This window comes from Aeromonas sp. EU05-FHT14A05 (assembly GCF_058791175.1).
The window spans coordinates 1-22,570 of the sequence record NZ_JBYTDH010000002.1 but is presented as its reverse complement, the minus strand read 5'-3'; the positions used below and the strand labels follow the sequence as shown (position 1 = coordinate 22,570).

The window sequence follows — 22,570 nt, the reverse complement described above, 5'->3', positions numbered from 1 at the left end:
AGCCTAAAAGCCATTTCAAATGAGGTAGTTATCGTGGCAAAGCCAGGCGCGACCGGGGTTACCCGCATCATCAACGCAACCGGTTACAGCATGAAGGGTCTCAAATCGGCCTGGATTAACGAGGCGGCCTTCCGTCAGGAGCTGGTGCTTGTTCTGCTGCTGATGCCGCTGGCCGGCTGGCTCGGCAACTCCCTCAACGAGATCCTGCTGCTCATCTGCATCAGCTGGCTGGTGGTGATCGTCGAGGTGCTCAACTCCGCCATAGAGGCGGTGGTGGATCGCATCGGCTCCGAGCATCACGAGCTGTCGGGGCGCGCCAAGGATCTCGGCTCCGCCGCCGTCTTCATCGCCCTGGCCCTCAATGCCCTGGTGTGGGGCGCCTTGATTGGCCGCAATCTGCTGGGCTGGTGGTAGCTTGCGAGAGCAACCTTTCTCCTGACATAAAAAAGCCCGTCATCGAGACGGGCTTTTTGCTGGCCTGGCGCCGGGCTCAGGACATCAGTGCAGGATCCGGGCACGTATGGTGCCGTTGATCTCCTTGAGACGGGAGAGCGCCTTCTCGCTGTGCTCGGTTTCCACGTCGATCACCACATAGCCGATCTCGCTGCTGGTCTGCAGGTACTGGCCGGCGATGTTGATCCCCTCGTCGGCGAAGATCTGGTTGATCTGGTTCATCACGCCGGGCTGGTTGCGGTGGATGTGCAGCAGGCGGCTGGAGCCCTTGTGGCCCGGCAGGGAGACTTCCGGGAAGTTGACGGCGGAGAGGGTGGAGCCGTTGTCTGAGTACTTGACCAGCTTGTTGGCCACTTCCAGACCTATGTTCTCCTGGGCCTCCTGGGTGGAGCCGCCGATATGGGGGGTCAGGATCACGTTGTCCAGGCCGCGCAGCGGGGTCAGGAACTCCTCGTCGTTGGACTTGGGCTCGCTCGGGAAGACGTCGATGGCGGCGCCGGAGAGGTGACCGCTCTTGATGACGTCGGCCAGGGCATCGATGTCCACCACAGTACCGCGGGAGGCGTTGATGAAGATGGCGCCCGGTTTCATCATGCGCAGCTGCTCGGCGCCGATGAGATCCTTGGTGGAGGCGGTCTCCGGTACGTGCAGGCTGATGACGTCAGACATGTTGAGCAGCTCCACCAGGTTTGGCACCTGGATGGCGTTGCCCAGCGAGAGCTTGTTCTCGATGTCGTAGTAGTAGACCTTCATGCCGATCATCTCGGCGATGATGCCAAGCTGGGTACCGATGTGGCCGTAGCCTATGATGCCGAGCTTCTTGCCGCGGGCTTCCACCGAGCGGTTGGCGAGCTTCTCCCAGACGCCGCGATGGCACTTGGCGTTCTTCTCGGGGATGCCGCGCAGCAGCAGCAGTATCTCCCCCAGCACCAGTTCGGCCACGGAGCGGGTGTTGGAGAAGGGGGCGTTGAAGACGGGAATGCCGCGCACGTGGGCGGCATCCAGGGAGACCTGGTTGGTGCCGATGCAGAAGCAGCCGATGGCGACCAGCTTGCCGGCGGCATCCAGCACCTTCTCGGTGATCTGGGTGCGTGAACGCAGGCCCACGAAATGCACGTCACGAATGCGCTCGATCAGATCCTCTTCCGACAGTGAGGTCTTCAGATACTCGACATTGGTGTAGCCGGCTGCCCGAAAGGTCTCTACCGTGTTGGGATGCACCCCCTCCAGCAGCAGTACTTTGATCTTATCCTTGTCCAGCGAAAACTTGGCTGTCATGACGTTCCCTCTATTGTTTGAAAAATGCGTTCAGGCTTGCGGTGTGAAGAAAACCGTAAAGTAGCAAAAACGTTTGGGAGAGGGAATATTTGTGACGAAAGTCAAATTCTTTGAAGTTATCAACGTTTTTTGCAGCCTGCCTGGTGCAACCCATTGAGCCATAAATAGAAACGGCGCCATCAGGCGCCGTTGTCCATTCGTGGGGACAATAATGGGGGTCTGGTGACCCCGCGAGCCCTCCCGCTGTCAGCCTTATTGCGTGACCACGCCCTCTGGCGTGCCAATCAATACCACGCCGACCATGGCAGATGCCTTATTGGGTGACGACCCCATCCGGAGTACCGATCAGTACCACGTCGGCGCCACGATGGGCGAACAGGCCGTTGGTGACCACGCCCACGATGGCGTTGAGCTGCACTTCCAGCCCTTTGGCGTCGGTGATGGCCATGCCCTTGACGTCCAGAATGATGTTGCCGTTGTCGGTCACCACACCCTCACGCCACACCGGGTTGCCACCCAGTTTCCTGATCTCGCGGGCCACGTATTCGCGGGCCATGGGGATCACCTCCACCGGCAGCGGGAACTGGCCCAGCACCTCGACTGTCTTGGTGTTGTCGATGATGCAGATGAACTGGTCGGCCACGGCCGCGACTATCTTCTCGCGGGTCAGGGCGGCGCCGCCCCCCTTGATCATGTCACGGGTCTCGTTGATCTCGTCGGCGCCATCCACGTAGACGGAGAGGGCATCGATGTCGTTGAGATCAAACACCGGGATGCCGAACCCCTTGAGGCGCTCGGTGGAGGCGATGGAGCTCGATACTGCGCCCTTGATCTCGTCCTTCATGGTCGCCAGTGCGTCGATGAAGTGATTGACGGTAGAGCCGGTGCCCACCCCGACTATGGTGCCGGGTACCACGTATTTGAGCGCAGCCCAACCGGCCGCCTTCTTCATTTCATCTTGAGTCATGATGGATCCTTATGGAAAAAGCGGGCGCATTATATCCAAGCATCCTGCCCAGAGCGACCATGGCGGTCACGTTCCGGGGCAAAAAGCCCCAAGATGTAAATCGTTTGCCTGTTTATTGAACCGAGGGGGGCTGTGCTCCCCGTCAGGGTCATCCAAAGTGCCAGCTGCGGCTGGGGGTGATGATCTGGGGCAGCGGCACGTCCCACTGCGCCTGGGGCACGGCGTCCACCTGCTGGCAGTCGTGGGCGAGCCCCAGGGGCCTTGGGCCCAGCCCGTGTTCGTGCCAGCAGGCCAGGGTGCGATCGTAATAGCCGCCCCCCATGCCGAGCCGGTTGCCCTCGGCATCGAAGGCCACCAGCGGGGTGCAGATGAGATCCAGCATGCTGTGGGGCAGCACCTGCTGCACATCGAGTTCGGGCTCGGCGATGCCATAGCGGTTGCGGGTCATGGGGCTGGTGGCGGTGTAGCGCAAGAAGAGCAGGTGACCCGGGGTGAAGGGGTGCAGCACCGGCAGGTAGACCTCCTTGCGCTGGCTCCAGAGCCAGTGAATGGCGGGCAGGGGATCGAGCTCGCCGTCATTGGCCAGATAGAGGGCGATGCGTCTGGCCGCCAGGATCTCGGTATGCTGCTGGAAGCGAAGGACCAGCTGCTGGGCCGCCGCCTGCTGCTCGGCCTGACTCAGGCTCTTTCTGCGCTGGCGTATGAGCTGGCGCAAGCTTTGGCGTTCGGGTTGGGTATCCGGCATGGGGACTCCTTGGCGAGGATGGGCTGGGGCTACCTTAGCAAGGGGCTGACGGGATGAAAAGTCGATGGCAGGGCCGCCGGCGAGGCGGCCCCGTAGGTCAGATGTCAGACGCGCTGGGCGGCGGGGGCCACAGCGCCCGTCTGGTGCTTGAGGAAGACGGCCACGATGGCGGCCAGGGCCAGCGCCATGGGGTAGAAGCTCATGCTCACCACGGCCAGCGGCGAGAGGGCGAAGATGGAGCCCAGCAGCAGCGCCTGGGCGCCCCAGGGGATCAGGCCCTGCACCACGCAGGAGAAGATGTCCAGCATGGAGGCGGCGCGGCGCGGGGTGACCCCGTGATGATCCGCCAGATCCCTGGCCACCTTGCTCGCCACTATGATGGCGACCGTGTTGTTGGCGGTGCAGAGGTTGGTCAGCCCCACCACGCCGGCGATGCCGAGCTCGGCCGCCTTCTCGTTTTGCTCGCCGTCGTGGGCACGGGTGAAGCGGGCGATGAGGGCGGCGATGCGGGCGCTGATCCAGGCAAGGCCTCCCTGGCGCTCCATCAGGGCGCCGAGGCCGCCGATGAGCATGGAGAGCAGGAAGATCTCCTGCATGCTGGTGAAGCCCTGGTAGATGTCCTTGCTGAACTGGCCGAGGGGATAGCCTCCGATCATGCCAACGCCACCGGCGGCCAGGATGCCAAGACCGAGCACCACGAAGACGTTCATGCCACCGAGTGCCAGCACCAGGATCAGCAGGTAGGGCATCACCTTGAGCAGATCAGCGCTGGCGTTGGCGGCGGGGGCCTCACCGGTGGAGCCCAGCAGCAGGTAGAGCAGGATCACCAGCACGGCGGCGGGGGCGGCAATCTTGACGTTCTCGCGGAACTTGTCCTTCATCTCGCAGCCCTGGCTGCGGGTCGCCGCTATGGTGGTGTCCGAGATGATGGAGAGGTTGTCGCCGAACATGGCGCCGGAGAGAATGGTGCCCGCCATCAGCACGGGATCGATGCCGGTGGCCTGGGCGACGCCCAGCGCCACGGGGGCCACTGCCCCTATGGTGCCCATGGAGGTGCCCATGGCGGTGGCAATGAAGGCGGAGATGAGGAACAGCCCCGGCAGCAGGAACCAGCCCGGGATCAGGGAGAGGCCGAGGGCGACGGTGGCATCCACCCCGCCGGTGGCCTTGGCCACGGTGGCGAAGGCGCCCGCCAGCAGATAGATGAGGCACATGGCCATGATGTTGCTGTCACCCACCCCCTTGAAGAAGGTCTCAAGGTTCTTGTTGAAGCCCTCCTTGCCCAGCATCAGCGCCAGCATGACGGCGGGCAGGGCGGCCACGGGGGCGGGCAGCTGGTAGAAGGCGAACTCGACCCCCTGCAGGGTCAGCCAGGTGCCGGTACCGATGAAGAGAGCAAGAAAGACCAGAAGGGGCAGCAGGGCTCTGGCACTGGGTTGGGTCTGGATCATGTGTTCCTCGAAACTTGAACAATGACCTCCTGTCGCAGCCTGTGTTGGCCCGGATATGTTCGGACACAGGGTAGGCATCCTGCCGCTATGGGGGGCTTACAGTAGTGAGTCGGGGGCATCTGGTCAAGATAGACGTCCAGATGGATAGGCCTTTTTCTTTTGTGATTCTGATGCACTGATTAAATCCGTCAAATATTCGGAATTAATCATAATTTGTTGTTGATATGGCGGCGCCGAGCCGACGGCCACGGAGGGCTTTTCAAAGCCGGCGCGGGCTGGTAAAACGGTCTCCTTCCATAATAAAGAGATGAGAGGGTGGAGATGGACAATCCGATCCGTGTGGCCGTGATGGGCTGTAATGGTCGTATGGGCAAGGTGCTGCTGGAGGCCATTACCAACGCCGAGGGCGTGGTGGTCGGTGCGGCGCTGGAGCGACCCGGCTCTGCCGTGATAGGCCTGGATGCGGGTGAACTCAATGGCCTGGGCCGGCTTGGGGTCAGCATCAGCGACAGCCTGGACAAGGTGCGGGACGAGTTTGATCTCATCATCGATTTTACCCGCCCCGAGGTGACCCTGGCCAACCTGGCCTTCGCCCTGGCCCATGGCAAGCAGATGGTGATAGGCACCACCGGCTTTGATGACGCAGGCAAGGCCGCGCTGCACGAGGCGGGCAAGCAGATCGGCATCGTCTTCGCGTCCAACTACTCGGTCGGCGTCAACCTGGTGTTCAAGCTGCTGGAGCAGGCCGCCAAGGTGATGGGGGAGTACACCGACATCGAGATCATCGAGGGGCACCATAGACACAAGGTGGATGCGCCGTCCGGTACCGCGCTCTCCATGGGGGAAGTGGTGGCGAAAACCCTGGGCCGGGATCTCAAGGAGTGCGCCGTCTATGGCCGCGAGGGGATCACCGGGGAGCGGGATCGCAACACCATCGGCTTTGCCACCATCCGCGCCGGGGATCTGGTGGGGGAGCACACCGTCATGTTTGCCGACATCGGCGAGCGGGTGGAGATAAGCCACAAGGCCTCGAGCCGCCTGACGTTTGCCAATGGCGCCGTGCGGGCGGGCAAGTGGCTAGGCCAGCAGGGGGCGGGTCTCTACAACATGCAGGACGTACTCGACCTCAAATAGGGCACAGCGGGAGCCCGACCAGGGCTCTCCTCTCCCCGATCTGGTTGTCAGACCCCGGCTCGCCGGGGTTTTGTTTATGGTTTTTGTAAAAACAAGCGTTAAGCATCGCTTTTGTGGTGAACCTGCCTAAATCGCCCCCTTCCCATTTCTTCGCCACACTCCTGCGACAAAAATGTCATCAGAGGGTAACGGGAACGGGTCTCAATCTTCCCTGTAGCCCGCTTTTTTCATACCAGGTCAAACAGACTAAAAATGCAATCAAAGAAAAACGTTTTCTATTTTTCTGGGTCAGTTTTCTATCGCCAAATGGCACTTTTTGGCTTTCGTTGTTTGTTTTTTAAATTCATATTTGTCTGTTTATTAAAGATAAAATATCGATTTTTGTCTGTGAGGTGGCATGGGTGGGTGCTTTTGTTTCGGGTTTTGGCTTTTCTTTTTGGGGAGGGGGTTGCAAAGCGCCTTAGTGCATAGATAATGGGTAATGTTGCTTTTTTATTGAATTTAGATGCATTTCAAACGAGAAAAGACGTTGAAATGAGATCGTTTTTAAGTAGAATGCGCCCAATTTGCCAGAAATCTGCCGGGTTTGAGCCCTGTTTCAAACAGCGTCCGGACCCGCAACACCCAGGTAAATTGCTGAATTTAAAGCTAAATAACTGGAGGTTGTCTTGAATCACACTGCATTGCTAGTGCTGGAAGATGGAACTGTGTTCAAAGGCGTGTCGATAGGCGCCGAGGGATGTTCCGTTGGTGAAGTGGTTTTCAATACGTCGATGACGGGCTATCAGGAAATCCTCACCGATCCCTCTTATTCCCGTCAGATAGTCACCCTCACTTACCCCCATATAGGCAACACCGGCACCAACAGCGAAGATGAAGAGTCCAGTCAAATCCACGCGCAGGGATTGATCATCCGGGACCTTCCGATACTTGCCTCCAATTTCCGCAATCAGCAATCCCTCTCCGATTACCTCAAGTCCCACAACATCGTTGGCATCGCCGACATCGACACCCGCAAACTGACCCGCATCCTGCGGGAGAAGGGTGCCCAGGCCGGTTGCATCCTGGCCGGCAAGCAACTCGATGAAGCCCATGCCCTGAGCCAGGCCCGCGCCTTCCCCGGTCTGAAGGGGATGGACCTGGCCAAGGAAGTGACCGTTTCCGAGTCTTACAACTGGACCGAAGGGAGCTGGCAGCTCGGCAAGGGGCACGTCACCCCGGCGGCCGACGAGCTCAAGTACCACGTGGTGGCCTACGACTTCGGCGTCAAGCGCAACATCCTGCGCATGCTGGTGGACCGTGGCTGCCGCCTGACCGTGGTGCCGGCCAAGACCCCGGCCGCCGAGGTGCTGGCGATGAACCCGGATGGCATCTTCCTCTCCAACGGCCCCGGTGACCCCGAGCCGTGCGACTACGCCATCGAGGCCATCAAGACCTTCCTCGGCACCAATACCCCGGTGTTCGGCATCTGCCTGGGTCACCAGCTGCTGGGTCTGGCCTCCGGCGCCAAGACGGTCAAGATGAAGTTCGGTCACCACGGTGCCAACCACCCGGTTAAGAGCCTGGACGACAACACCGTCATGATCACCGCCCAGAACCACGGGTTTGCGGTGGACGAGAACAGCCTGCCGGAGTGCCTGCGTGCCACTCACGTCTCCCTGTTCGACGGGTCCCTCCAGGGCATCCACCGCACCGATCGTCCGGCCTTCAGCTTCCAGGGTCACCCCGAAGCGAGCCCGGGCCCCCACGATTGTGCCGGTCTGTTCGACCACTTTATTGAATTGATTAAGCAGTATCGCGCCTAAGAGGATAAAGAGAGCCATGCCAAAACGTAACGACCTACAGAGCATCCTGATCCTCGGCGCCGGCCCCATCGTCATCGGTCAGGCCTGCGAATTCGACTACTCCGGCGCCCAGGCCTGCAAGGCTCTGCGCGAGGAGGGATACCGCGTCATCCTGGTGAACTCCAACCCGGCCACCATCATGACCGACCCCGAGATGGCGGACGCCACCTACATCGAGCCCATCACCTGGGAAGTGGTGCGCGAGATCATCAAGAAAGAGCGTCCGGATGCCGTGCTGCCCACCATGGGTGGCCAGACCGCGCTCAACTGCGCGCTGGATCTGGAGAAGCACGGCGTGCTGGCCGAGTTCGGTGTGGAGATGATAGGTGCCACCGCCGATGCCATCGACAAGGCGGAAGATCGTCGTCGCTTCGACATCGCCATGAAGAGCATCGGCCTGGAGTGCCCGCGCGCCGGCATCGCCCACAACATGGAAGAGGCGTGGAAGGTGCAGCAGATGGTCGGCTTCCCCTGCATCATCCGTCCCTCCTTCACCATGGGTGGCTCAGGTGGCGGCATCGCCTACAACACCGAAGAGTTCGTCGAGATCTGCGAGCGCGGCCTGGATCTCTCCCCGACCAAGGAGCTGCTCATCGACGAGTCCCTGATCGGCTGGAAAGAGTACGAGATGGAAGTGGTGCGGGATCGCAACGACAACTGCATCATCGTCTGCGCCATCGAAAACTTCGACCCCATGGGCATCCACACCGGTGACTCCATCACGGTCGCGCCAGCCCAGACGCTGACCGACAAGGAGTACCAGCTGATGCGTAACGCCTCCATGGCGGTGCTGCGCGAAATCGGCGTCGAGACCGGCGGCTCCAACGTCCAGTTCGGCATCAATCCCAAAGATGGCCGCATGGTCATCATCGAGATGAACCCGCGGGTGTCCCGCTCCTCCGCGCTGGCCTCCAAGGCGACCGGTTTCCCCATCGCCAAGATCGCCGCCAAGCTCGCCATCGGTTACACCCTGGACGAGCTGATGAACGACATCACCGGCGGTCGTACCCCGGCCTCCTTCGAGCCGGCCATCGACTACGTGGTTACCAAGATCCCGCGCTTCAACTTCGAGAAGTTTGCCGGTGCAAACGACCGTCTCACCACCCAGATGAAGTCCGTGGGTGAAGTGATGGCCATTGGCCGCAACTTCCAGGAGTCCCTGCACAAGGCGCTGCGCAGCCTCGAGACCGGCAAGACCGGCTTCGACCCCATGGTGGATCTCAATACCCCCGACTCCCTGACCCGCATCCGCCACGAGCTGCAGGATGCCGGTTGTGACCGGATCTGGTACATCGCCGATGCGTTCCGCGCCGGTCTCTCCATGGACGGCATCTTCAAGCTGACCAAGATTGACCCCTGGTTCCTGGTGCAGATTGAAGAGCTGGTGAAGCTGGAAGAGCAGGTGAAAGAGCGCGGCATGGCTGGCCTGGACGCCGACTTCCTGCGCACCCTGAAGCGCAAGGGGTTCGCCGACGCCCGTCTGGCCAAGATCCTCGGCGTGGCCGAGGGCGAGGTGCGCAAGGCCCGTGCCCGCCACAACATCTTCCCGGTCTACAAGCGGGTCGATACCTGCGCCGCCGAGTTCGCCACCAACACCGCCTACATGTACTCCAGCTATGACGAGGAGTGCGAAGCGGCGCCGACCAATCGCGACAAGATCATGATCATCGGCGGCGGCCCGAACCGCATCGGTCAGGGCATCGAGTTCGACTACTGCTGCGTGCACGCGGCCCTGGCCCTGCGCGAAGACGGTTACGAGACCATCATGGTCAACTGCAACCCGGAGACCGTCTCCACCGACTACGACACCTCCGACCGTCTCTACTTCGAGCCGGTGACCCTGGAAGACGTGCTGGAAATCGTACGGGTCGAGCAGCCCAAGGGCGTCATCGTCCAGTACGGCGGCCAGACCCCGCTCAAGCTTGCCCGTGCCCTGGAAGCGAACGGCGTGCCTGTCATCGGCACCAGCCCGGACGCCATCGACCGTGCCGAAGACCGCGAGCGCTTCCAGTCCGCCGTCGAGCGCCTCGGCCTCAAGCAGCCGGAAAATGGCACCGTCACTGCCCTGGAGCAGGCGGTGCAGGTCGCCGCCCGCATCACCTACCCGCTGGTGGTTCGCCCCTCCTACGTGCTGGGTGGCCGCGCCATGGAAATCGTCTATGACGAGCAGGATCTGCGCCGCTACTTCGCGGAAGCCGTGAGCGTCTCCAACGAGTCGCCGGTGCTGCTGGACCGCTTCCTGGACGACGCCACCGAGGTGGACGTGGACGCCATCTGTGACGGCGTGGACGTGGTCATCGGCGGCATCATGGAGCACATCGAGCAGGCCGGTATCCACTCCGGTGACTCCGCCTGCTCCCTGCCGCCCTACACCCTGTCCAAGGCCATCCAGGACGAGATGCGCGAGCAGGTGCGCAAGCTGGCCCTGGAGCTCGGCGTGGTCGGCCTGATGAACGTGCAGTTCGCGGTCAAGGACAACGAGATCTACCTCATCGAGGTGAACCCCCGTGCCGCCCGGACCGTGCCCTTCGTCTCCAAGGCCACCGGCGCGCCGCTGGCGAAGATCGCCGCCCGGGTCATGGCCGGTCAGAGCCTGCAGGATCAAGGTTTCACCACCGAGATCATCCCGCCCTACTACTCGGTCAAAGAGGTGGTGCTGCCCTTTGCCAAGTTCCCGGGTGTCGACCCGCTGCTGGGGCCGGAAATGCGCTCCACCGGCGAGGTGATGGGGGTGGGCAGCAGCTTCGCCGAGGCCTATGCCAAGGCGCAGCTGGGTGCCGGCCACCAGGTGCCGAGCGAAGGCCGCGCCCTGCTCTCCGTGCGCCACGGCGACAAGGAGCGGGTGGTCAACCTGGCCGCCAAGCTGCTGGAGCTGGGTTATGACCTCGACGCCACCCACGGCACCGCCGTGACCTTAGGTGAAGCGAGCATCAACCCGCGTCTGGTGAACAAGGTGCATGAAGGCCGTCCGCACATTCTGGATCGCATCAAGAATGGCGAGTACACCTACATCGTCAACACCGCCGAGGGCCGTCAGGCGATTCAGGACTCCAAGCAGCTGCGCCGCGGCGCCCTGCAGCACAAGGTGGCCTACACCACCACGCTGCACGCGGCCTTCGCCACCTGCATGGCCATCAGCGTCGATGCCACCGCCAACGTGAACTCGGTGCAGGAGCTGCACCACAGGGTCAAGCACCGCTAAGGTGCGCGCGGCCAGGGCGGCTTCCAGCCCTGGATGCAAGCCTGACAACACCCCGCCAGCGATGGCGGGGTGTTTCTTTTGGCGGGGGCGGCGGATCCCCGGCGCATCACCACCTCATGCACGGGGTGGCGTAAACAGCGAGAAGGAAGGGTGATTAACCCCCTTAAATCGGCTGAATGAAATCATAAATTGCCTATTTTGTGCCATTGGCAACAATCTTCGCAATCACTCACCCTGAGCGCCTCCCTATACTGATTTCTCATCACATGCGTGAGCAAACAAGGTCGTCCGCACCGGCAAGCATTCAGTGTCAGAGGGTTGCGAGAGGATCAGGGCCGGCGTTATCGCGCCAGCCTGGCAGGCCCCTTCCACCGATAGGGATCAATGGAAACCGGCTGTGGGGTAACCGCCGCACCGCCAGTCAGGGTCAGCGTTATCGCGCCAGCCCGCTCCCCCCTCCTTGCCCCCTCTGTTACCTGCCCGGTCGCCTGGCGCCTCAGCATATCTGCCAAGGGAATCTGAATATGAGCTTCGATCATCGCAAATACCGCCCGGCCCCCATCATCGCGTTGACGGACCGTCAATGGCCCAACCGGGTGCTTGAGCGTGCGCCGCTCTGGTGCGCCGTGGATCTGCGGGACGGCAACCAGGCGCTGGTCGAGCCCATGACGGTGGCCCAGAAGCTGCAGATGTGGGCGCTGATGGTGCACATCGGCTTCAAGCACATCGAGGTGGGCTTCCCCGCCGCCTCCCAGCCGGACTTCGACTTCGTGCGCGAACTCATCGAGCGCAATCTCATTCCCGACGACGTCACCATCCAGGTGCTGGTGCAGGCCCGGGAAGATCTCATCGCCCGCACCTTCGAATCCCTTAAGGGGGCGAAACGGGCCATCGTCCACGTCTACAACTCGGTCAACCCGACCCAGCGCAACTATGTGTTCAACTCAGGAAGGGAAGGGGTCAAGGCGATCGCCGTGCAGGGGGCTCGCTGGGTGCGGGAGTATGCGGCCCGCAACCCCGGCACCGAGTGGAGCTTCCAGTACTCCCCCGAGAGCTTCAGCAGCACAGAGGTGGAGTTTGCGGTGGAGGTGTGCGACGCCGTCATCGACGAGTGGCGATCGGCCTGCCGCCCCATGATCCTGAACCTCCCCGCCACCGTGGAGGTGAGCACCCCCAACGTGTTTGCGGATCAGGTGGAGTGGTTCTGCCGCCACCTCAAGGCGCGCCCCGAGGTGAGCATCTCCATCCACACCCACAACGATCGGGGCTGCGGGGTGGCCGCCGCCGAGCTGGCGGTGCTGGCGGGGGCCGATCGCATCGAGGGCACCCTGCTTGGCAACGGCGAGCGCACCGGCAACATGGACATAGTCACCATGGCCATGAACCTCTACAGCCAGGGCATCGATCCCGAGCTGGATCTCTCTGACATGGACGCCATCGTCGCGACCGTGGGGGCCTGCACCCAGATTGCCCTGCACCCGCGCCACCCCTATGCCGGCGAGCTGGTCTACACGGCGTTCTCCGGCAGCCACCAGGACGCCATCCGCAAGTCCCTGGCGGCCGAGAAGCCCGATGCCTACTGGGATGTGGCCTATCTGCCGATCGATCCTGCCGATCTTGGCCGCAGCTACGAGGCGGTGATCCGCATCAACAGCCAGTCCGGCAAGGGAGGGGTCACCTATCTGCTGGAGCGCGACCTCGGCCTGCAACTGCCGCGCTGGTTGCAGATTGACTTCAGCCGCCGGGTTCAGGCCCAGGCAGAGGCGAGCAGCAGCGAAATCAGCCCGGAGCAGATCCGCGCCCTGTTCGAGCAGCACTACCTCGAGCCGCTGCACGGTTATCGCATCGGCCGCTTCCAGCTCGGCCACGACAGCCAGGAGACCCTGCGCCTCGAGCTGCAGACCCCGGACGGCAGCTTGCAGCTCTGCGGTGAGGGGGAGGGGGCCATCACGGCCCTGGTCAACGGCTGGGAGCGCCAGACCGGCATGCACATAGACGTGCTGGACTACTCCGAACATGCCTTAAGCGCCGGCACCGAATCCCGCGCCGCCGCCTATGTGCTGCTGAGCGTCGACGGTACCCGGATGTGCGGGGTGGCCATAGGCCGTGACGTGGTCAACGCCTCCTTGCAGGCGGTGATCAATGGCGCAGCCCAGATCCGCGCCCTGCGCCAGAGTGCCTGAGGGGCGGGCGGGACTAGGATGAGGTCTGCCCCGTGAAGGACGCCCTCCACGCAGCCTGTGCCGGGAGTTAGCCAGCGGCGCACAGCGCAAATTGATATCTTGATCCCTTCACCAATGTGGTGAGGGGATTGTTTTTTATGGAAAAGTCGGTTCACAATACGAGCGCCGCGCAACCAGGATTGGCCTTGCGGTTCATCGGGAGCTGGCGGCTGGGTGCAGCCGTCTGGGACAGAGGAAGTGCAGGTTTGGAGCCATAACAATGATGAAGACTCCCCTCAGGTTATCCGTACACCCCGCCCGGTTCTTCTCGCTCTCCCCTGGCCGCCGCCTCGCCCTGCTGATCCTGCCCTGCCTGCTGCTGCTGACGGGGGGCCTGGATGCCGCGAGCTTCGCGCGCCTGCCCGAGCATAACCTCTACACCATCGGCGCCCTGGCCGAGGCCATCAACGTACTGACCCTGCTGTTCATGTTCTGGGTGGTGCAGTGTGCCCAGATCTCGAACCGCACCTACCTGTTTCTCTGCGCCGGTCTGGGGGGCTGGCTGGTGTCGGGGACCATAGATCTGGTGGACGAGGCCTACTTCCAGACCTGGTGGCTCTCCACGGTCGAGGACAGCCTGCGCACCCTCGGCATGCTGGCCACGGCCTGGGGCGTGCTGCTGATGGTGCAACAGATGTATGGCGTCCAGACCCGGCTGGCCTCGCTCGCCATGTCCGACGAACTGACGGGTCTCTCCAATCGCCGCGCGTTTCGCGCCGTGCTGGAGGCCCATCTGGGTCAGGGGACGCCGCTGCTGCTGCTGGATCTCGATCACTTCAAGCAGATCAACGATCGCTACGGTCACGGCATAGGTGACAATGTGCTGCAGGAGTTCAGCGCCTTGCTGTGTCAGCACTGCCCGCCCGATGGGGTGGTGGCGCGCCTGGGAGGCGAGGAGTTCGCCATCTGGCTGCCCGGCATGCTGAGCGACAAGGCCCGGGCGCTGGCGGAGCAGATAAGAGCCGCCACCGAGGCCCTGATCGCCTGCGAGGAGGTGAGGTTCACCGTGAGCATCGCCGTCGGTATCGGTCAGGCGGGGGAGACGGTCGAGACACTGGTCAAGCGCACCGATCTCGCGCTCTACCGGGCCAAGCACCTGGGGCGCAACCGGGTCGAGCTGGCGTGATGACGCCAGGGGGTGCCGCAGCGCTGGGCCCCGGCCGTCCTGCTGCCTTCAGATTGCCCGCGCCATCCACTACAATGACCACCTGTTTGCATTCGGGGCCCCTCATCCGGGATGAGGGGCCCGCCCCCGCACTTTATCGGAAGCCCTCATGATCCCCTCTCACCCCTTATCCTTCGCCCCCTGGCGCCTCTGTGCACTGCTGGCTGCCGCCGTGCTGGCGGGCTGTGCCAGTGAACCGACCGCTCCTACAGCCGAGGAGGCCGCCGTCATCGCCAAGCAACCCAAGGCTATGCAGCCGCGCAAGCCTGCGGACATGAAGAGCCGCATAGTGCGCTTCCTGCCGCGCCAGGTACAAGATAAGCCGGGCTGGGCCAACGACGTGGTGACGGCGCTCAGCATCCAGGGTCTGACGGTGAGCGATCACAATGTCTGCTCGGTGCTGGCGGTGGCGGAGCAGGAGGCCACCTATCAGGCGGATCCCGTGGTGCCCGGCCTTGGCAAGATAGCCTGGAAGGAGATCAATGCCCGGGCGGCCAAGCTGCTGATCCCCGAGTTCGTGGTACGCACCGCCCTCTCCATCAAGTCCCCTACAGGCAAATCCTACGCCGCGCGCATCGATGCCCTTCGCACCGAGCGGGAGATGAGCGAGATCTTCGAGGACATGATAGGGGCCGTGCCCATGGGCAGGCAGCTCTTTGGCAACCTCAATCCGGTGCGCACCGGCGGCCCCATGCAGGTGAGCATCGCCTTCGCCGAGGCCAATGCCCGCAGCTACCCCTATCCGGTCAAGGAGTCCATCCGACACGAGGTGTTCACCCGTCGCGGCGGCATCTGGTTTGGCACCAAACACATCTTCGGTTATCCCGCCGACTACCCGGACACCCTCTACCGTTTTGCCGACTTCAATGCGGGTTGGTATGCGAGCCGCAACGCCGCCTTCCAGGCCGCGGTGAGCCGGGTCAGCGGCAAGCCCCTGGCCCTGGACGGGGATCTGGTCCGCTACGACTCCGACCTGCCCGGCAAGACCGAGCTTGCGGTGCACAGCATCGCCAGCCGCGTCAACATGAGCAAGCAGGCCATCCACCAGAGCCTGCTCAAGGGGGACAGTGCCGACTTTGCCCAGACCGACCTCTATCACAGGGTCTTCACCCTGGCCGACAAGCAGGCGGGCAAGCGCCAACCCCGCGCCGTGCTGCCCGGCATCCAGCTGAAAAGCCCCAAGATCACCCGTAACCTCACCACCGCCTGGTTCGCCAAGCGGGTGGATGGCAGGGAGCAACGTTGTGTGCGGCAGATGGCGACTATTCGCTAAAAAGCATCAAGGGCGGCCAATTGGCCGCCCTTGATGCTGATGAGTAATTATTTAAGGTAATGCTTTGATGGCGACTAAGATTTTGTAATTATTCTTCCATTCCCCCTCAATGGGTAACTCAGAAAACTCAATCGTTTTGGCATAAAAAAACGACTCGTTCCCCAGACAAGCAGGCCAAGTTTCAAATATCTCCCGTTTACCTTTTGTTTCTGTCCAGACATCAGCCAACACCACGGCATAGCGTTGACGTTTGATTGGCTTCAACAGTCCCTGTTCAATTAATTTTTGGGACTCAGCAGATTGCATACGTTCAAGATCATTTCTGACACTATGAGTTTTTGACTGCGGGGCGGTAAATCGCTTTGCCTCAATAAAAAACACATCTGTTTCAGTAAAAACTACAGCATCTAGATGTTTATTGTCTGTTGTACAGATTGGAGCTTCAAACCAAGAGAAACTGGTGCCGGGGTAGACGCGCTCCATTGCGGATACAAAGTTATTGGTGAGGTTTCGTTCTGTGAAACCAGTAGATCCGTGAGCTGGGTAATAGTTGGTGAATATGTGTGCATATCGTTCATGTATATGTTCGATTAGTAGGTCTAGGAATGCTTGCATATCACTGCTCCGTTGAGATTGGTTAATGCTATCAGTGCTTTTAATGAGCCTGATTATTGTGAACATCAAAATTCTATTGAGAGACTGTGTTCAATAAGGTCTTAATTTCCCTGCACTTTGGGTATCTACTGCATCCCCAAAACTGATTGCCTTTGTTATCCCCCCGTTTGGCGGTACGCAAGACCATGGCATTGCCACATCTGGGGCAAGTCGGACTCGGGTCACCGAGCGGTTGGGTGGTGACAGGGGAGGGCGCCGCCCTCTTTTCGGCAGACACTGTCGGGGCGGATAACGGCTTGCGGGGCGATTCGTCGTGACGCGCCTTCAGCTGGGCCACATGCTGCCTGTGGGTCTGCCAGTTGGCCGCCAGCCGCCCTTGCTGGATGGTCTCGACCACTTGCGTGACCTCGGCAGGGGTCAATACCTGGGTGGTTTTTCCTTTGATATGGCGGATCAGCCCGCGGTTCATCACGTTGTCCGGCATGGGGGTCTTGAAGGTGCAGTCGCCAATGAAGTAGATGACGGAGTGGAGCTGATGATCCGCCACCCCCAGCAGGGATTTGAGGGTGATCATGTGCAGATGGTTCTGGTGCAGGGGATTCTGGAAGCTGTGCTTGCGGCGATAGATCTGCTGGGTCCAGCTTTTATGGGCCGGGTTGCCGAATATCCAGCCTTTCATGTTCTTGGTCTCAATCACGAATATCCCGAAGCGGGAGACGATCACATGGTCGATCTGGGTGCTGCCCTGGGGGATGGGCAGGGTCACGTCCTTGAGCAGGTGATAGTCCCGCTGGTCGAGAAAGAGCCGGATGCTGACGTTGATAAACCACTCCCCGATCATGCCCTTGAACCAGGGGCTTTTGACCAGCGTCGCCAGCAACAGCAGTGGCAGCAGATACCAGAGCTGGCCGAGCAAGGGGTAAACAACGGCAGTGACGTCCATTTCACTCTTCCTTCATGAGGGTTAACCCTCGATAGAAATCAGGCTGCGGCACTTGGGGTATCCCGGACAACCCCAAAATGAGTTGCCTTTGGTATCTCCCCGCTTGCTGGTTCGCAATACCATTGTGGTACCGCATTTGGGGCAGGCTGGTGCTGGCCCAGCATTGACCACCTCGGCTTCGCTTTCGTCACTGTTGTTGGCGATTCTTTCCAGCGATATGCGAACCTCTTCACTGATCCGGATGATCCGCTGGGCTTCATCATAGGCATCGCGGTAGAGCTCTCCGTCGTCCGAGCGCCGGATCAGGACTCCCATCTCGTTGTTGTTCACCTGACTGAACTCGTAGAGATTCAGACTGGCAATGATGCACATCTCTTCATTCAGGTAGCACTTGGCATGGAGGTTCTTGCAAAAACTGGTGCGGATATAGGTGAGCTCCTTGAGCCAGCTGATCTCTTCCGGCTGGAGTTCACTCTTGCCATAGACGATACGGACATCGATCTTGAGCCGGTTCTTGTCGGTCAGCAGCTCCTTGATCCTGTCATTGAGCTTGAGAAAGGGGCTGATCAGAATTAACCGCTCCTTGGCATCCTTTATCAGCTCTTCGAGGAAATAGTTAGTTGCGCTGGTATTCAGAAATTTGGCCATAACAAGCTCCCTATCCTTGGAAATGTCATGTGTTCTCTGGTCACAGTAGGCAGTCAGCCTGACCGCAATCCTCTGCGTGGTTCTGCTTCACGACTTCATCGGCGTCCCGTATCCCCATGCTAGGAGATACAGGTGGGGCCTGATAGCGGCAATTGAGCCAAATGTGCGTTCAGTCAGAGATTTGGTGATGGGGACGGGTCATGTCGGCGTACCGCGCTAGAAACTCATCGCCAGCCCGATGGAGTAGCCGCTGGTGTTGTGGCTGAACATATAGCGGGCCACCAGCCGGGTGCGGGTGATAAAGATGTCGTACTTGCTGCTGTCGAGCTCGAGGCCAAGGCCCAGGGAGTTGAGGCTGTTGAAGCCGAGCAGGCCGCGCTGCTCTCCCAGGTACTCGGTTCTGGCGCCCTCCAGCACATAGCGCAGCGGGCGATCCAGAAGGGTCCAGGTGAAGAGTGGAGCCCGGCGCCGCAGGTAGAGCCCGAGGTTCTCCGCCTCGGCCTGCCCCGTGATGCTGTCGGCGGTGCCGGTGAAGCTCTGCAGATGCTGATAGGAGTAGCGCAGCTCGACATCGATGTCCTGTGGCTTGGAGAAGAGCTCGTAGTCGAGCATCAGGGATCCCCCCAGGCCATACACATTGAGCCGGCCGCCGTCGAGGAAGTCGAGGTTCCTGCCCGTCCTGTACTGGAGCAAGGCGGCACCGATGCGCAGATCGCTCGCCACCGTGCCCAGGGTGAAGTTGGCGATGGGGCGCAGCACCAGGTTGCCGCCAAAGCGGTCGCGGTGCAGGCTGAAGTCCCAGCCGATGCCGCCGGTGGCGCTCAGGCTGTTCCATTTGGTGGGGATGGTGCGGCTCTCGTTACCGTCGGTAAACACGAACTGGGGATCGTAGCGGCTGTAGCCCAGGGTGCCCTCCAGATAGATGGGGAAGCCCTCGCTCATGGTGGCGCCGCCGCCGAGCTGGGTGATGGTCAGGGCCGAGCTTTCGTTGGTGCCGCCCCCTATGTCCAGGTTGCTGGCGGTGATGTCCGGCACCACAGTGAAGCTCATCAGGGAGACGACCGCATTGGCCCGCTGCTGGACGAGGGCCCCGTCATTGGCCTGGGCGGTCTGGCTGAAGAGTCCGAGCCCGCTCAGCAGAAGCATGCCTGCATGAAGATGAGAAGAGGGGAGATGCGCCATACCTAGCTCCATGGACCTCCTCGTCCACTGAGGAGTCCTTACACTGTAACGGTTTTTCTACCGTCATGGCAGCCCGCCTTGGTGCCAACTGACTATATTCTTTGCCATTTTACGGCGCAGACCCGAGGGGGATCTGGTGGCGAGACAACCTTGCCGCCAGCGCACCGGGTTGCCGGTGCCGGATGACGGCGTATCCACATAAATGGCAGACATTAATTTATTGTTCAGTTCCCCGGGTGTATAACGGGCCTCCCGCAGGAACTTATGGGGGTGGTACCAGGGAGGGGTGGCCAGACCGGGCCTTTGGGCCGTCATGACGGATGCGCATTACGATGATGGGAGTCATACCAGATGCAGGACATGCTGCTTGCCATATGGCATCAGGACTTTGAGCAATTAATACAACTGCAGGCGGTCGGTCTGCTCGTCACCTGTCTGGTGGTGATCCTCTTTCTGGAATCGAGCTTCGTCTTTTTGCCGCTGCCGGGGGACAGCCTGGTGCTGCTGGCCGGCGGTCTGGTGGGCATGGGAGTGCTCGGGCCCGAAGTGGTGTTCCTCTATCTGCCCCTGGCCGCCGGCATCGGCAGCGTGATGGCGTATTGGCAGGGCCATGCGCTCCACGGCACCCGCTTCATGGGACAGGTGGAGCGGGTGATCCCGGAAGGCAGCCTGCCCCGGGCCTCCCGGCTGCTCGATCGCTATGGCTTCTGGGCCATGTTCGTCTCCCGTTTCATCCCCTTCGTCAGGGTGCTGACGCCCATGCTGATGGGGATCTCCCGCCTGAACCTGCTGCGGGTGGCCATGAGCAGCTTTGCCAGCGCCTTCCTCTGGGCCCTGGCCCTCAGCATGGTCGGCAAGTTCATGATGGCGACGCCGCTGCTGGCTGACCACCATGAACTGTTGACGAAGTGCCTGCTGGTGACCTCCTTCGCCCTCTTCGTCATCGCCGTGGCCGCCATCGGCATGCGGCTGTTCAGGCGCTCGGCCAAGAGAGCGCGCTGAGTTGAGAGGGGGACGGGCCTGCCGCCCGTCCCTTCTCCCCGAGCCGTCAGGCGGCTCGCCCCGGTGGCGTAAAAATACAGGCCATTTGAGGCGGAAATCCTGATGCCTATCTGTTACACTTCGCGCCCGCCATTTTCCGGCTCATCTTCTGACGTCATGTCAGACCCAGCCGTCCTTGGCCCCAAGCCTCGCCGAGGCCGTGCCACACGCCGGCCCAGGCCACTTAAGCCAACTACAGCTCAGCTGGAACACAGGAACCCATTATGAGATTTGAATCGTTCGATTTTGCCCCCGAGATTTTGCGTGCCGTCTCAGAGTGCGGTTATCAGGAGATGACCCCTGTGCAGCAGCAGGCGATCCCGACCATTCGCCGTGGCAGCGACGTGCTGGCCAGCGCCCAGACCGGGACCGGCAAGACGGCGGCCTTTGCGCTGCCCATACTGCAACGTCTGGTGGATAACCCGGCCCCGGCCCAGCCTTCCAACGCCCGGGTGCTGATCCTGACCCCGACCCGCGAGCTGGCCGCCCAGGTGGCGAGCAACATCAACGACTTCGCCAAGTATCTGGACATCAGCGTGCTGACCCTGGTCGGCGGTGGCAAGCAGGATGTGCAGGCCCGCAAACTCAAGGCCGGTGCGCACATCATAGTGGCGACCCCGGGCCGCCTGCTCGAGCACCTGACCGCCTGCAACCTCAGCCTCTCCGGTGTCGAGACCCTGGTGCTGGACGAAGCGGATCGCATCCTCGACATGGGCTTCAGCGCCGATGTGCAGCAGATCCTGCAGGCTGTGAGCAAGACCCGTCAGAACCTGCTGTTCTCCGCCACCTTCTCCGACGCCGTGAAGAAGCTGGCCAACCTGATGCTGGACAGGCCGCAAATCATCAGCGTCAACAAGCAGAACTCCACCGCCGACACCGTCAGCCACACCGTCTATCCGGTGGAGCAGAAGCGCAAGCGCGAGCTGCTCTCCGAGCTCATCGGCAAGCAGAACTGGCAACAGGTGCTGGTGTTCGCCAGTACCCGCGAGAGCTGTGACGTGCTGGTGGAAGAGCTGAACCTCGACGGCATCAAGTCCGCCGTGGTCCATGGCGAGAAGGCCCAGGGCAGCCGTCGCCGCGCCCTGCGCGAGTTTATGGAAGGCAAGGTGCGGGTGCTGGTGGCCACCGAAGTGGCCGCCCGTGGTCTGGACATCCCGGATCTGCAGTACGTGGTCAACTACGATCTGCCCTTCCTGGCGGAAGACTACGTCCACCGCATCGGCCGCACCGGCCGCGCCGGCAAGAGCGGCATGGCCGTCTCCTTCGTCAGCCGCGAGGAGGAGCGCACCCTGCTGGAGATCGAGGCGCTGATCGGCCAGAAGATCCGCCGCATCATGGTGCCGGGCTACGAGGTGAGCAGCCGTGACGAGCTGATCAAGCAGTTGCAGGAGCGCCGCCGTTTCGGCAAGCGCCCGCAGCGGGAAGACAACGCCGCCGCCCAGGTGATGGCCGAGGCCAAGCTGCAGGGCCAGCGTCTCAAGCGTCTGGCGGCCGCCAAGAAGCCTCGCCAGTCGAAGTAAGCGGACAAGATGATGCAGGGGAGCCTTGGCTCCCGACTCAAGGCGCCGTTGGCGCCTTGATGCTGTTTACCGATCACCCAGAGGACGTGCGATGACCCCGCCAGTCAAGAACCCGCAAGATTACAATGAGGCCCTGCTCGACATGGCCACCCAGAGCCTGGCCGAGCTGGCCCGCACCGCAGAGCAGAAGGCGGGCAAGCGCACCCCGGCGCAAGAGAGCCACTTCCTCTGCACCTGGATGGCGGACTCCCTCAAGGAGAAACGCTTCTCCCGCCTGGTGATGGAGGACTTGAAAGCCTGGGTGCAGCTGGGTCGTACCCTGGGGGCCGGGGCCGATCTCAAGGGACTGCTGTCGCGCATCGTCTGCCAGTATGGCCGGGCCATGGCCGAGCCCGGGCAGTTGGGCGCCAGGCTCGCCACCCTGGTCGCCGAGCTGGAGAGCGCGGGTTGGCTGGTGTTTACCGACAGTGAACTGAGCGCCAGGCAGCGGCTGCTGAGCCAGGGCCAGTCCAGCCTGGTCATCTCCGCCAGCGAGTATCAGGGCCATATCGAGGGGGGAGAGCTGGTGAAGCCTCTTACCCTCTATGTGCGCGGGGATGAAAAACAGCTGGCCGAGGCGGCCTTCAAGCTGGGGCTGCTGCTGAGCCAGGGTGACAAGAAGAGCACCCTGGTCAAGCACCACAAGGCCTACCGGCTGGTGCTGGGCAATGCCCAGCCCGCCCTGGCGCTTCTGGCCGAAGGCTGAGCCTGATCTGAGCCCTGACGTTCATGCCTCTCTCATTACCCCGGCCCAGTGCCGGGGTTTTTTATGGCGCTGTCCCAGTTATGTGTTGAAAGGCTAACCTTGAAGCAAGCCATCACCTTGAGGGCCTCCATCATGGATACCC

General features: G+C 61.6%; 18 protein-coding genes. 10 read left to right on the top strand and 8 right to left on the bottom strand.

Translation table 11 applies throughout. The annotated features are described in order from the left end of the window. Positions 1 to 33: 33 nt before the first annotated feature. Positions 34 to 414: a diacylglycerol kinase gene (locus AC3WR3_RS03355; RefSeq protein ID WP_404836697.1), complete on the top strand. Its 381-nt coding sequence runs from the start codon at positions 34 to 36 to the stop codon at positions 412 to 414. Between the two features lie 84 nt (positions 415 to 498). On the opposite strand, the gene serA is transcribed toward AC3WR3_RS03355, so the two are convergent. The 4 genes from serA to AC3WR3_RS03335 all read right to left on the bottom strand — a co-directional run bounded on the left by serA (position 499) and on the right by AC3WR3_RS03335 (position 4,894). Then, a complete protein-coding gene (serA, locus tag AC3WR3_RS03350) occupies positions 499 to 1,731 on the bottom strand; it encodes a phosphoglycerate dehydrogenase (protein ID WP_139436667.1) in 1,233 nt (410 codons plus the stop codon). Between the two features lie 313 nt (positions 1,732 to 2,044). Beyond that, positions 2,045 to 2,698 (bottom strand): ribose-5-phosphate isomerase RpiA, encoded by a 654-nt coding sequence (gene rpiA / locus AC3WR3_RS03345; protein WP_492291173.1) that lies wholly within the window; start codon positions 2,696 to 2,698, stop codon positions 2,045 to 2,047. 148 nt (positions 2,699 to 2,846) lie between these two features. Beyond that, positions 2,847 to 3,443: a 5-formyltetrahydrofolate cyclo-ligase gene (locus tag AC3WR3_RS03340; RefSeq protein ID WP_139436669.1), complete on the bottom strand. Its 597-nt coding sequence runs from the start codon at positions 3,441 to 3,443 to the stop codon at positions 2,847 to 2,849. A 104-nt stretch (positions 3,444 to 3,547) separates the two neighbouring features. Next, positions 3,548 to 4,894, bottom strand: a complete 1,347-nt coding sequence (locus AC3WR3_RS03335; protein ID WP_139436671.1) for a Na+/H+ antiporter NhaC family protein — start codon at positions 4,892 to 4,894, stop codon at positions 3,548 to 3,550. A 321-nt stretch (positions 4,895 to 5,215) separates the two neighbouring features. On the opposite strand from AC3WR3_RS03335, the gene dapB reads away from it, so the two are divergent. The 6 genes from dapB to AC3WR3_RS03305 all read left to right on the top strand — a co-directional run bounded on the left by dapB (position 5,216) and on the right by AC3WR3_RS03305 (position 15,734). Then, positions 5,216 to 6,028, top strand: a complete 813-nt coding sequence (gene dapB / locus AC3WR3_RS03330; RefSeq protein WP_429109615.1) for a 4-hydroxy-tetrahydrodipicolinate reductase — start codon at positions 5,216 to 5,218, stop codon at positions 6,026 to 6,028. Positions 6,029 to 6,696: 668 nt separating this feature from the next. Then, on the top strand, positions 6,697 to 7,833 hold the full coding sequence (gene carA, locus AC3WR3_RS03325) for a glutamine-hydrolyzing carbamoyl-phosphate synthase small subunit (protein WP_492291172.1): 1,137 nt from the start codon (positions 6,697 to 6,699) through the stop codon (positions 7,831 to 7,833). Positions 7,834 to 7,849: 16 nt separating this feature from the next. Next, complete coding sequence (gene carB, locus AC3WR3_RS03320) at positions 7,850 to 11,074, top strand: carbamoyl-phosphate synthase large subunit (RefSeq protein WP_427257934.1); 3,225 nt, start codon at positions 7,850 to 7,852, stop codon at positions 11,072 to 11,074. A 524-nt stretch (positions 11,075 to 11,598) separates the two neighbouring features. Continuing rightward, on the top strand, positions 11,599 to 13,257 hold the full coding sequence (gene leuA / locus AC3WR3_RS03315) for a 2-isopropylmalate synthase (RefSeq protein WP_492291171.1): 1,659 nt from the start codon (positions 11,599 to 11,601) through the stop codon (positions 13,255 to 13,257). 259 nt (positions 13,258 to 13,516) lie between these two features. Continuing rightward, positions 13,517 to 14,422 carry a GGDEF domain-containing protein gene (locus AC3WR3_RS03310; protein ID WP_492291170.1) on the top strand — a complete coding sequence of 302 codons (906 nt, stop codon included), beginning with the start codon at positions 13,517 to 13,519 and terminating at the stop codon, positions 14,420 to 14,422. 148 nt (positions 14,423 to 14,570) lie between these two features. After that, a complete protein-coding gene (locus AC3WR3_RS03305) occupies positions 14,571 to 15,734 on the top strand; it encodes a DUF1615 domain-containing protein (protein WP_492291169.1) in 1,164 nt (387 codons plus the stop codon). A gap of 51 nt (positions 15,735 to 15,785) precedes the next feature. On the opposite strand, the gene AC3WR3_RS03300 is transcribed toward AC3WR3_RS03305, so the two are convergent. The 4 genes from AC3WR3_RS03300 to AC3WR3_RS03285 form a co-directional block, all read right to left on the bottom strand. After that, on the bottom strand, positions 15,786 to 16,349 hold the full coding sequence (locus AC3WR3_RS03300; RefSeq protein WP_492291168.1) for a hypothetical protein: 564 nt from the start codon (positions 16,347 to 16,349) through the stop codon (positions 15,786 to 15,788). 73 nt (positions 16,350 to 16,422) lie between these two features. Beyond that, positions 16,423 to 17,292: a nuclease-related domain-containing protein gene (locus tag AC3WR3_RS03295; RefSeq protein ID WP_492291167.1), complete on the bottom strand. Its 870-nt coding sequence runs from the start codon at positions 17,290 to 17,292 to the stop codon at positions 16,423 to 16,425. A gap of 21 nt (positions 17,293 to 17,313) precedes the next feature. Then, positions 17,314 to 17,940 (bottom strand): topoisomerase DNA-binding C4 zinc finger domain-containing protein, encoded by a 627-nt coding sequence (locus AC3WR3_RS03290; protein WP_492291166.1) that lies wholly within the window; start codon positions 17,938 to 17,940, stop codon positions 17,314 to 17,316. Positions 17,941 to 18,156: 216 nt separating this feature from the next. Next, a complete protein-coding gene (locus AC3WR3_RS03285) occupies positions 18,157 to 19,122 on the bottom strand; it encodes a hypothetical protein (RefSeq protein ID WP_454009382.1) in 966 nt (321 codons plus the stop codon). Positions 19,123 to 19,473: 351 nt separating this feature from the next. On the opposite strand from AC3WR3_RS03285, the gene AC3WR3_RS03280 reads away from it, so the two are divergent. From AC3WR3_RS03280 to AC3WR3_RS03270, 3 genes are all read left to right on the top strand, one after another. Then, entirely contained in the window at positions 19,474 to 20,124 is a 651-nt protein-coding gene (locus AC3WR3_RS03280; RefSeq protein ID WP_139436690.1) for a DedA family protein, read from the top strand. A 263-nt stretch (positions 20,125 to 20,387) separates the two neighbouring features. Beyond that, positions 20,388 to 21,683, top strand: coding sequence for a DEAD/DEAH box helicase (locus AC3WR3_RS03275; RefSeq protein WP_162519212.1), 1,296 nt, complete (start codon positions 20,388 to 20,390; stop codon positions 21,681 to 21,683). A gap of 91 nt (positions 21,684 to 21,774) precedes the next feature. Continuing rightward, a complete protein-coding gene (locus AC3WR3_RS03270) occupies positions 21,775 to 22,428 on the top strand; it encodes a DUF2913 family protein (protein ID WP_492291165.1) in 654 nt (217 codons plus the stop codon). The last annotated feature ends 142 nt before the right edge of the window (positions 22,429 to 22,570 follow it).

Bases quoted from the DNA above. Each gene is read 5' to 3' on its own strand.
- AC3WR3_RS03285 (WP_454009382.1), bottom strand. From the start codon at position 19,122: ATGGCGCATCTCCCCTCTTCTCATCTTCATGCAGGCATGCTTCTGCTG.
- AC3WR3_RS03295 (WP_492291167.1), bottom strand. From the start codon at position 17,292: ATGGACGTCACTGCCGTTGTTTACCCCTTGCTCGGCCAGCTCTGGTAT.
- AC3WR3_RS03335 (WP_139436671.1), bottom strand. From the start codon at position 4,894: ATGATCCAGACCCAACCCAGTGCCAGAGCCCTGCTGCCCCTTCTGGTC.
- dapB (WP_429109615.1), top strand. From the start codon at position 5,216: ATGGACAATCCGATCCGTGTGGCCGTGATGGGCTGTAATGGTCGTATG.
- AC3WR3_RS03310 (WP_492291170.1), top strand. From the start codon at position 13,517: ATGATGAAGACTCCCCTCAGGTTATCCGTACACCCCGCCCGGTTCTTC.
- AC3WR3_RS03290 (WP_492291166.1), bottom strand. From the start codon at position 17,940: ATGGCCAAATTTCTGAATACCAGCGCAACTAACTATTTCCTCGAAGAG.
- AC3WR3_RS03305 (WP_492291169.1), top strand. From the start codon at position 14,571: ATGATCCCCTCTCACCCCTTATCCTTCGCCCCCTGGCGCCTCTGTGCA.
- leuA (WP_492291171.1), top strand. From the start codon at position 11,599: ATGAGCTTCGATCATCGCAAATACCGCCCGGCCCCCATCATCGCGTTG.
- AC3WR3_RS03275 (WP_162519212.1), top strand. From the start codon at position 20,388: ATGAGATTTGAATCGTTCGATTTTGCCCCCGAGATTTTGCGTGCCGTC.
- AC3WR3_RS03280 (WP_139436690.1), top strand. From the start codon at position 19,474: ATGCAGGACATGCTGCTTGCCATATGGCATCAGGACTTTGAGCAATTA.
- AC3WR3_RS03300 (WP_492291168.1), bottom strand. From the start codon at position 16,349: ATGCAAGCATTCCTAGACCTACTAATCGAACATATACATGAACGATAT.
- AC3WR3_RS03340 (WP_139436669.1), bottom strand. From the start codon at position 3,443: ATGCCGGATACCCAACCCGAACGCCAAAGCTTGCGCCAGCTCATACGC.
- rpiA (WP_492291173.1), bottom strand. From the start codon at position 2,698: ATGACTCAAGATGAAATGAAGAAGGCGGCCGGTTGGGCTGCGCTCAAA.
- serA (WP_139436667.1), bottom strand. From the start codon at position 1,731: ATGACAGCCAAGTTTTCGCTGGACAAGGATAAGATCAAAGTACTGCTG.
- AC3WR3_RS03270 (WP_492291165.1), top strand. From the start codon at position 21,775: ATGACCCCGCCAGTCAAGAACCCGCAAGATTACAATGAGGCCCTGCTC.
- carB (WP_427257934.1), top strand. From the start codon at position 7,850: ATGCCAAAACGTAACGACCTACAGAGCATCCTGATCCTCGGCGCCGGC.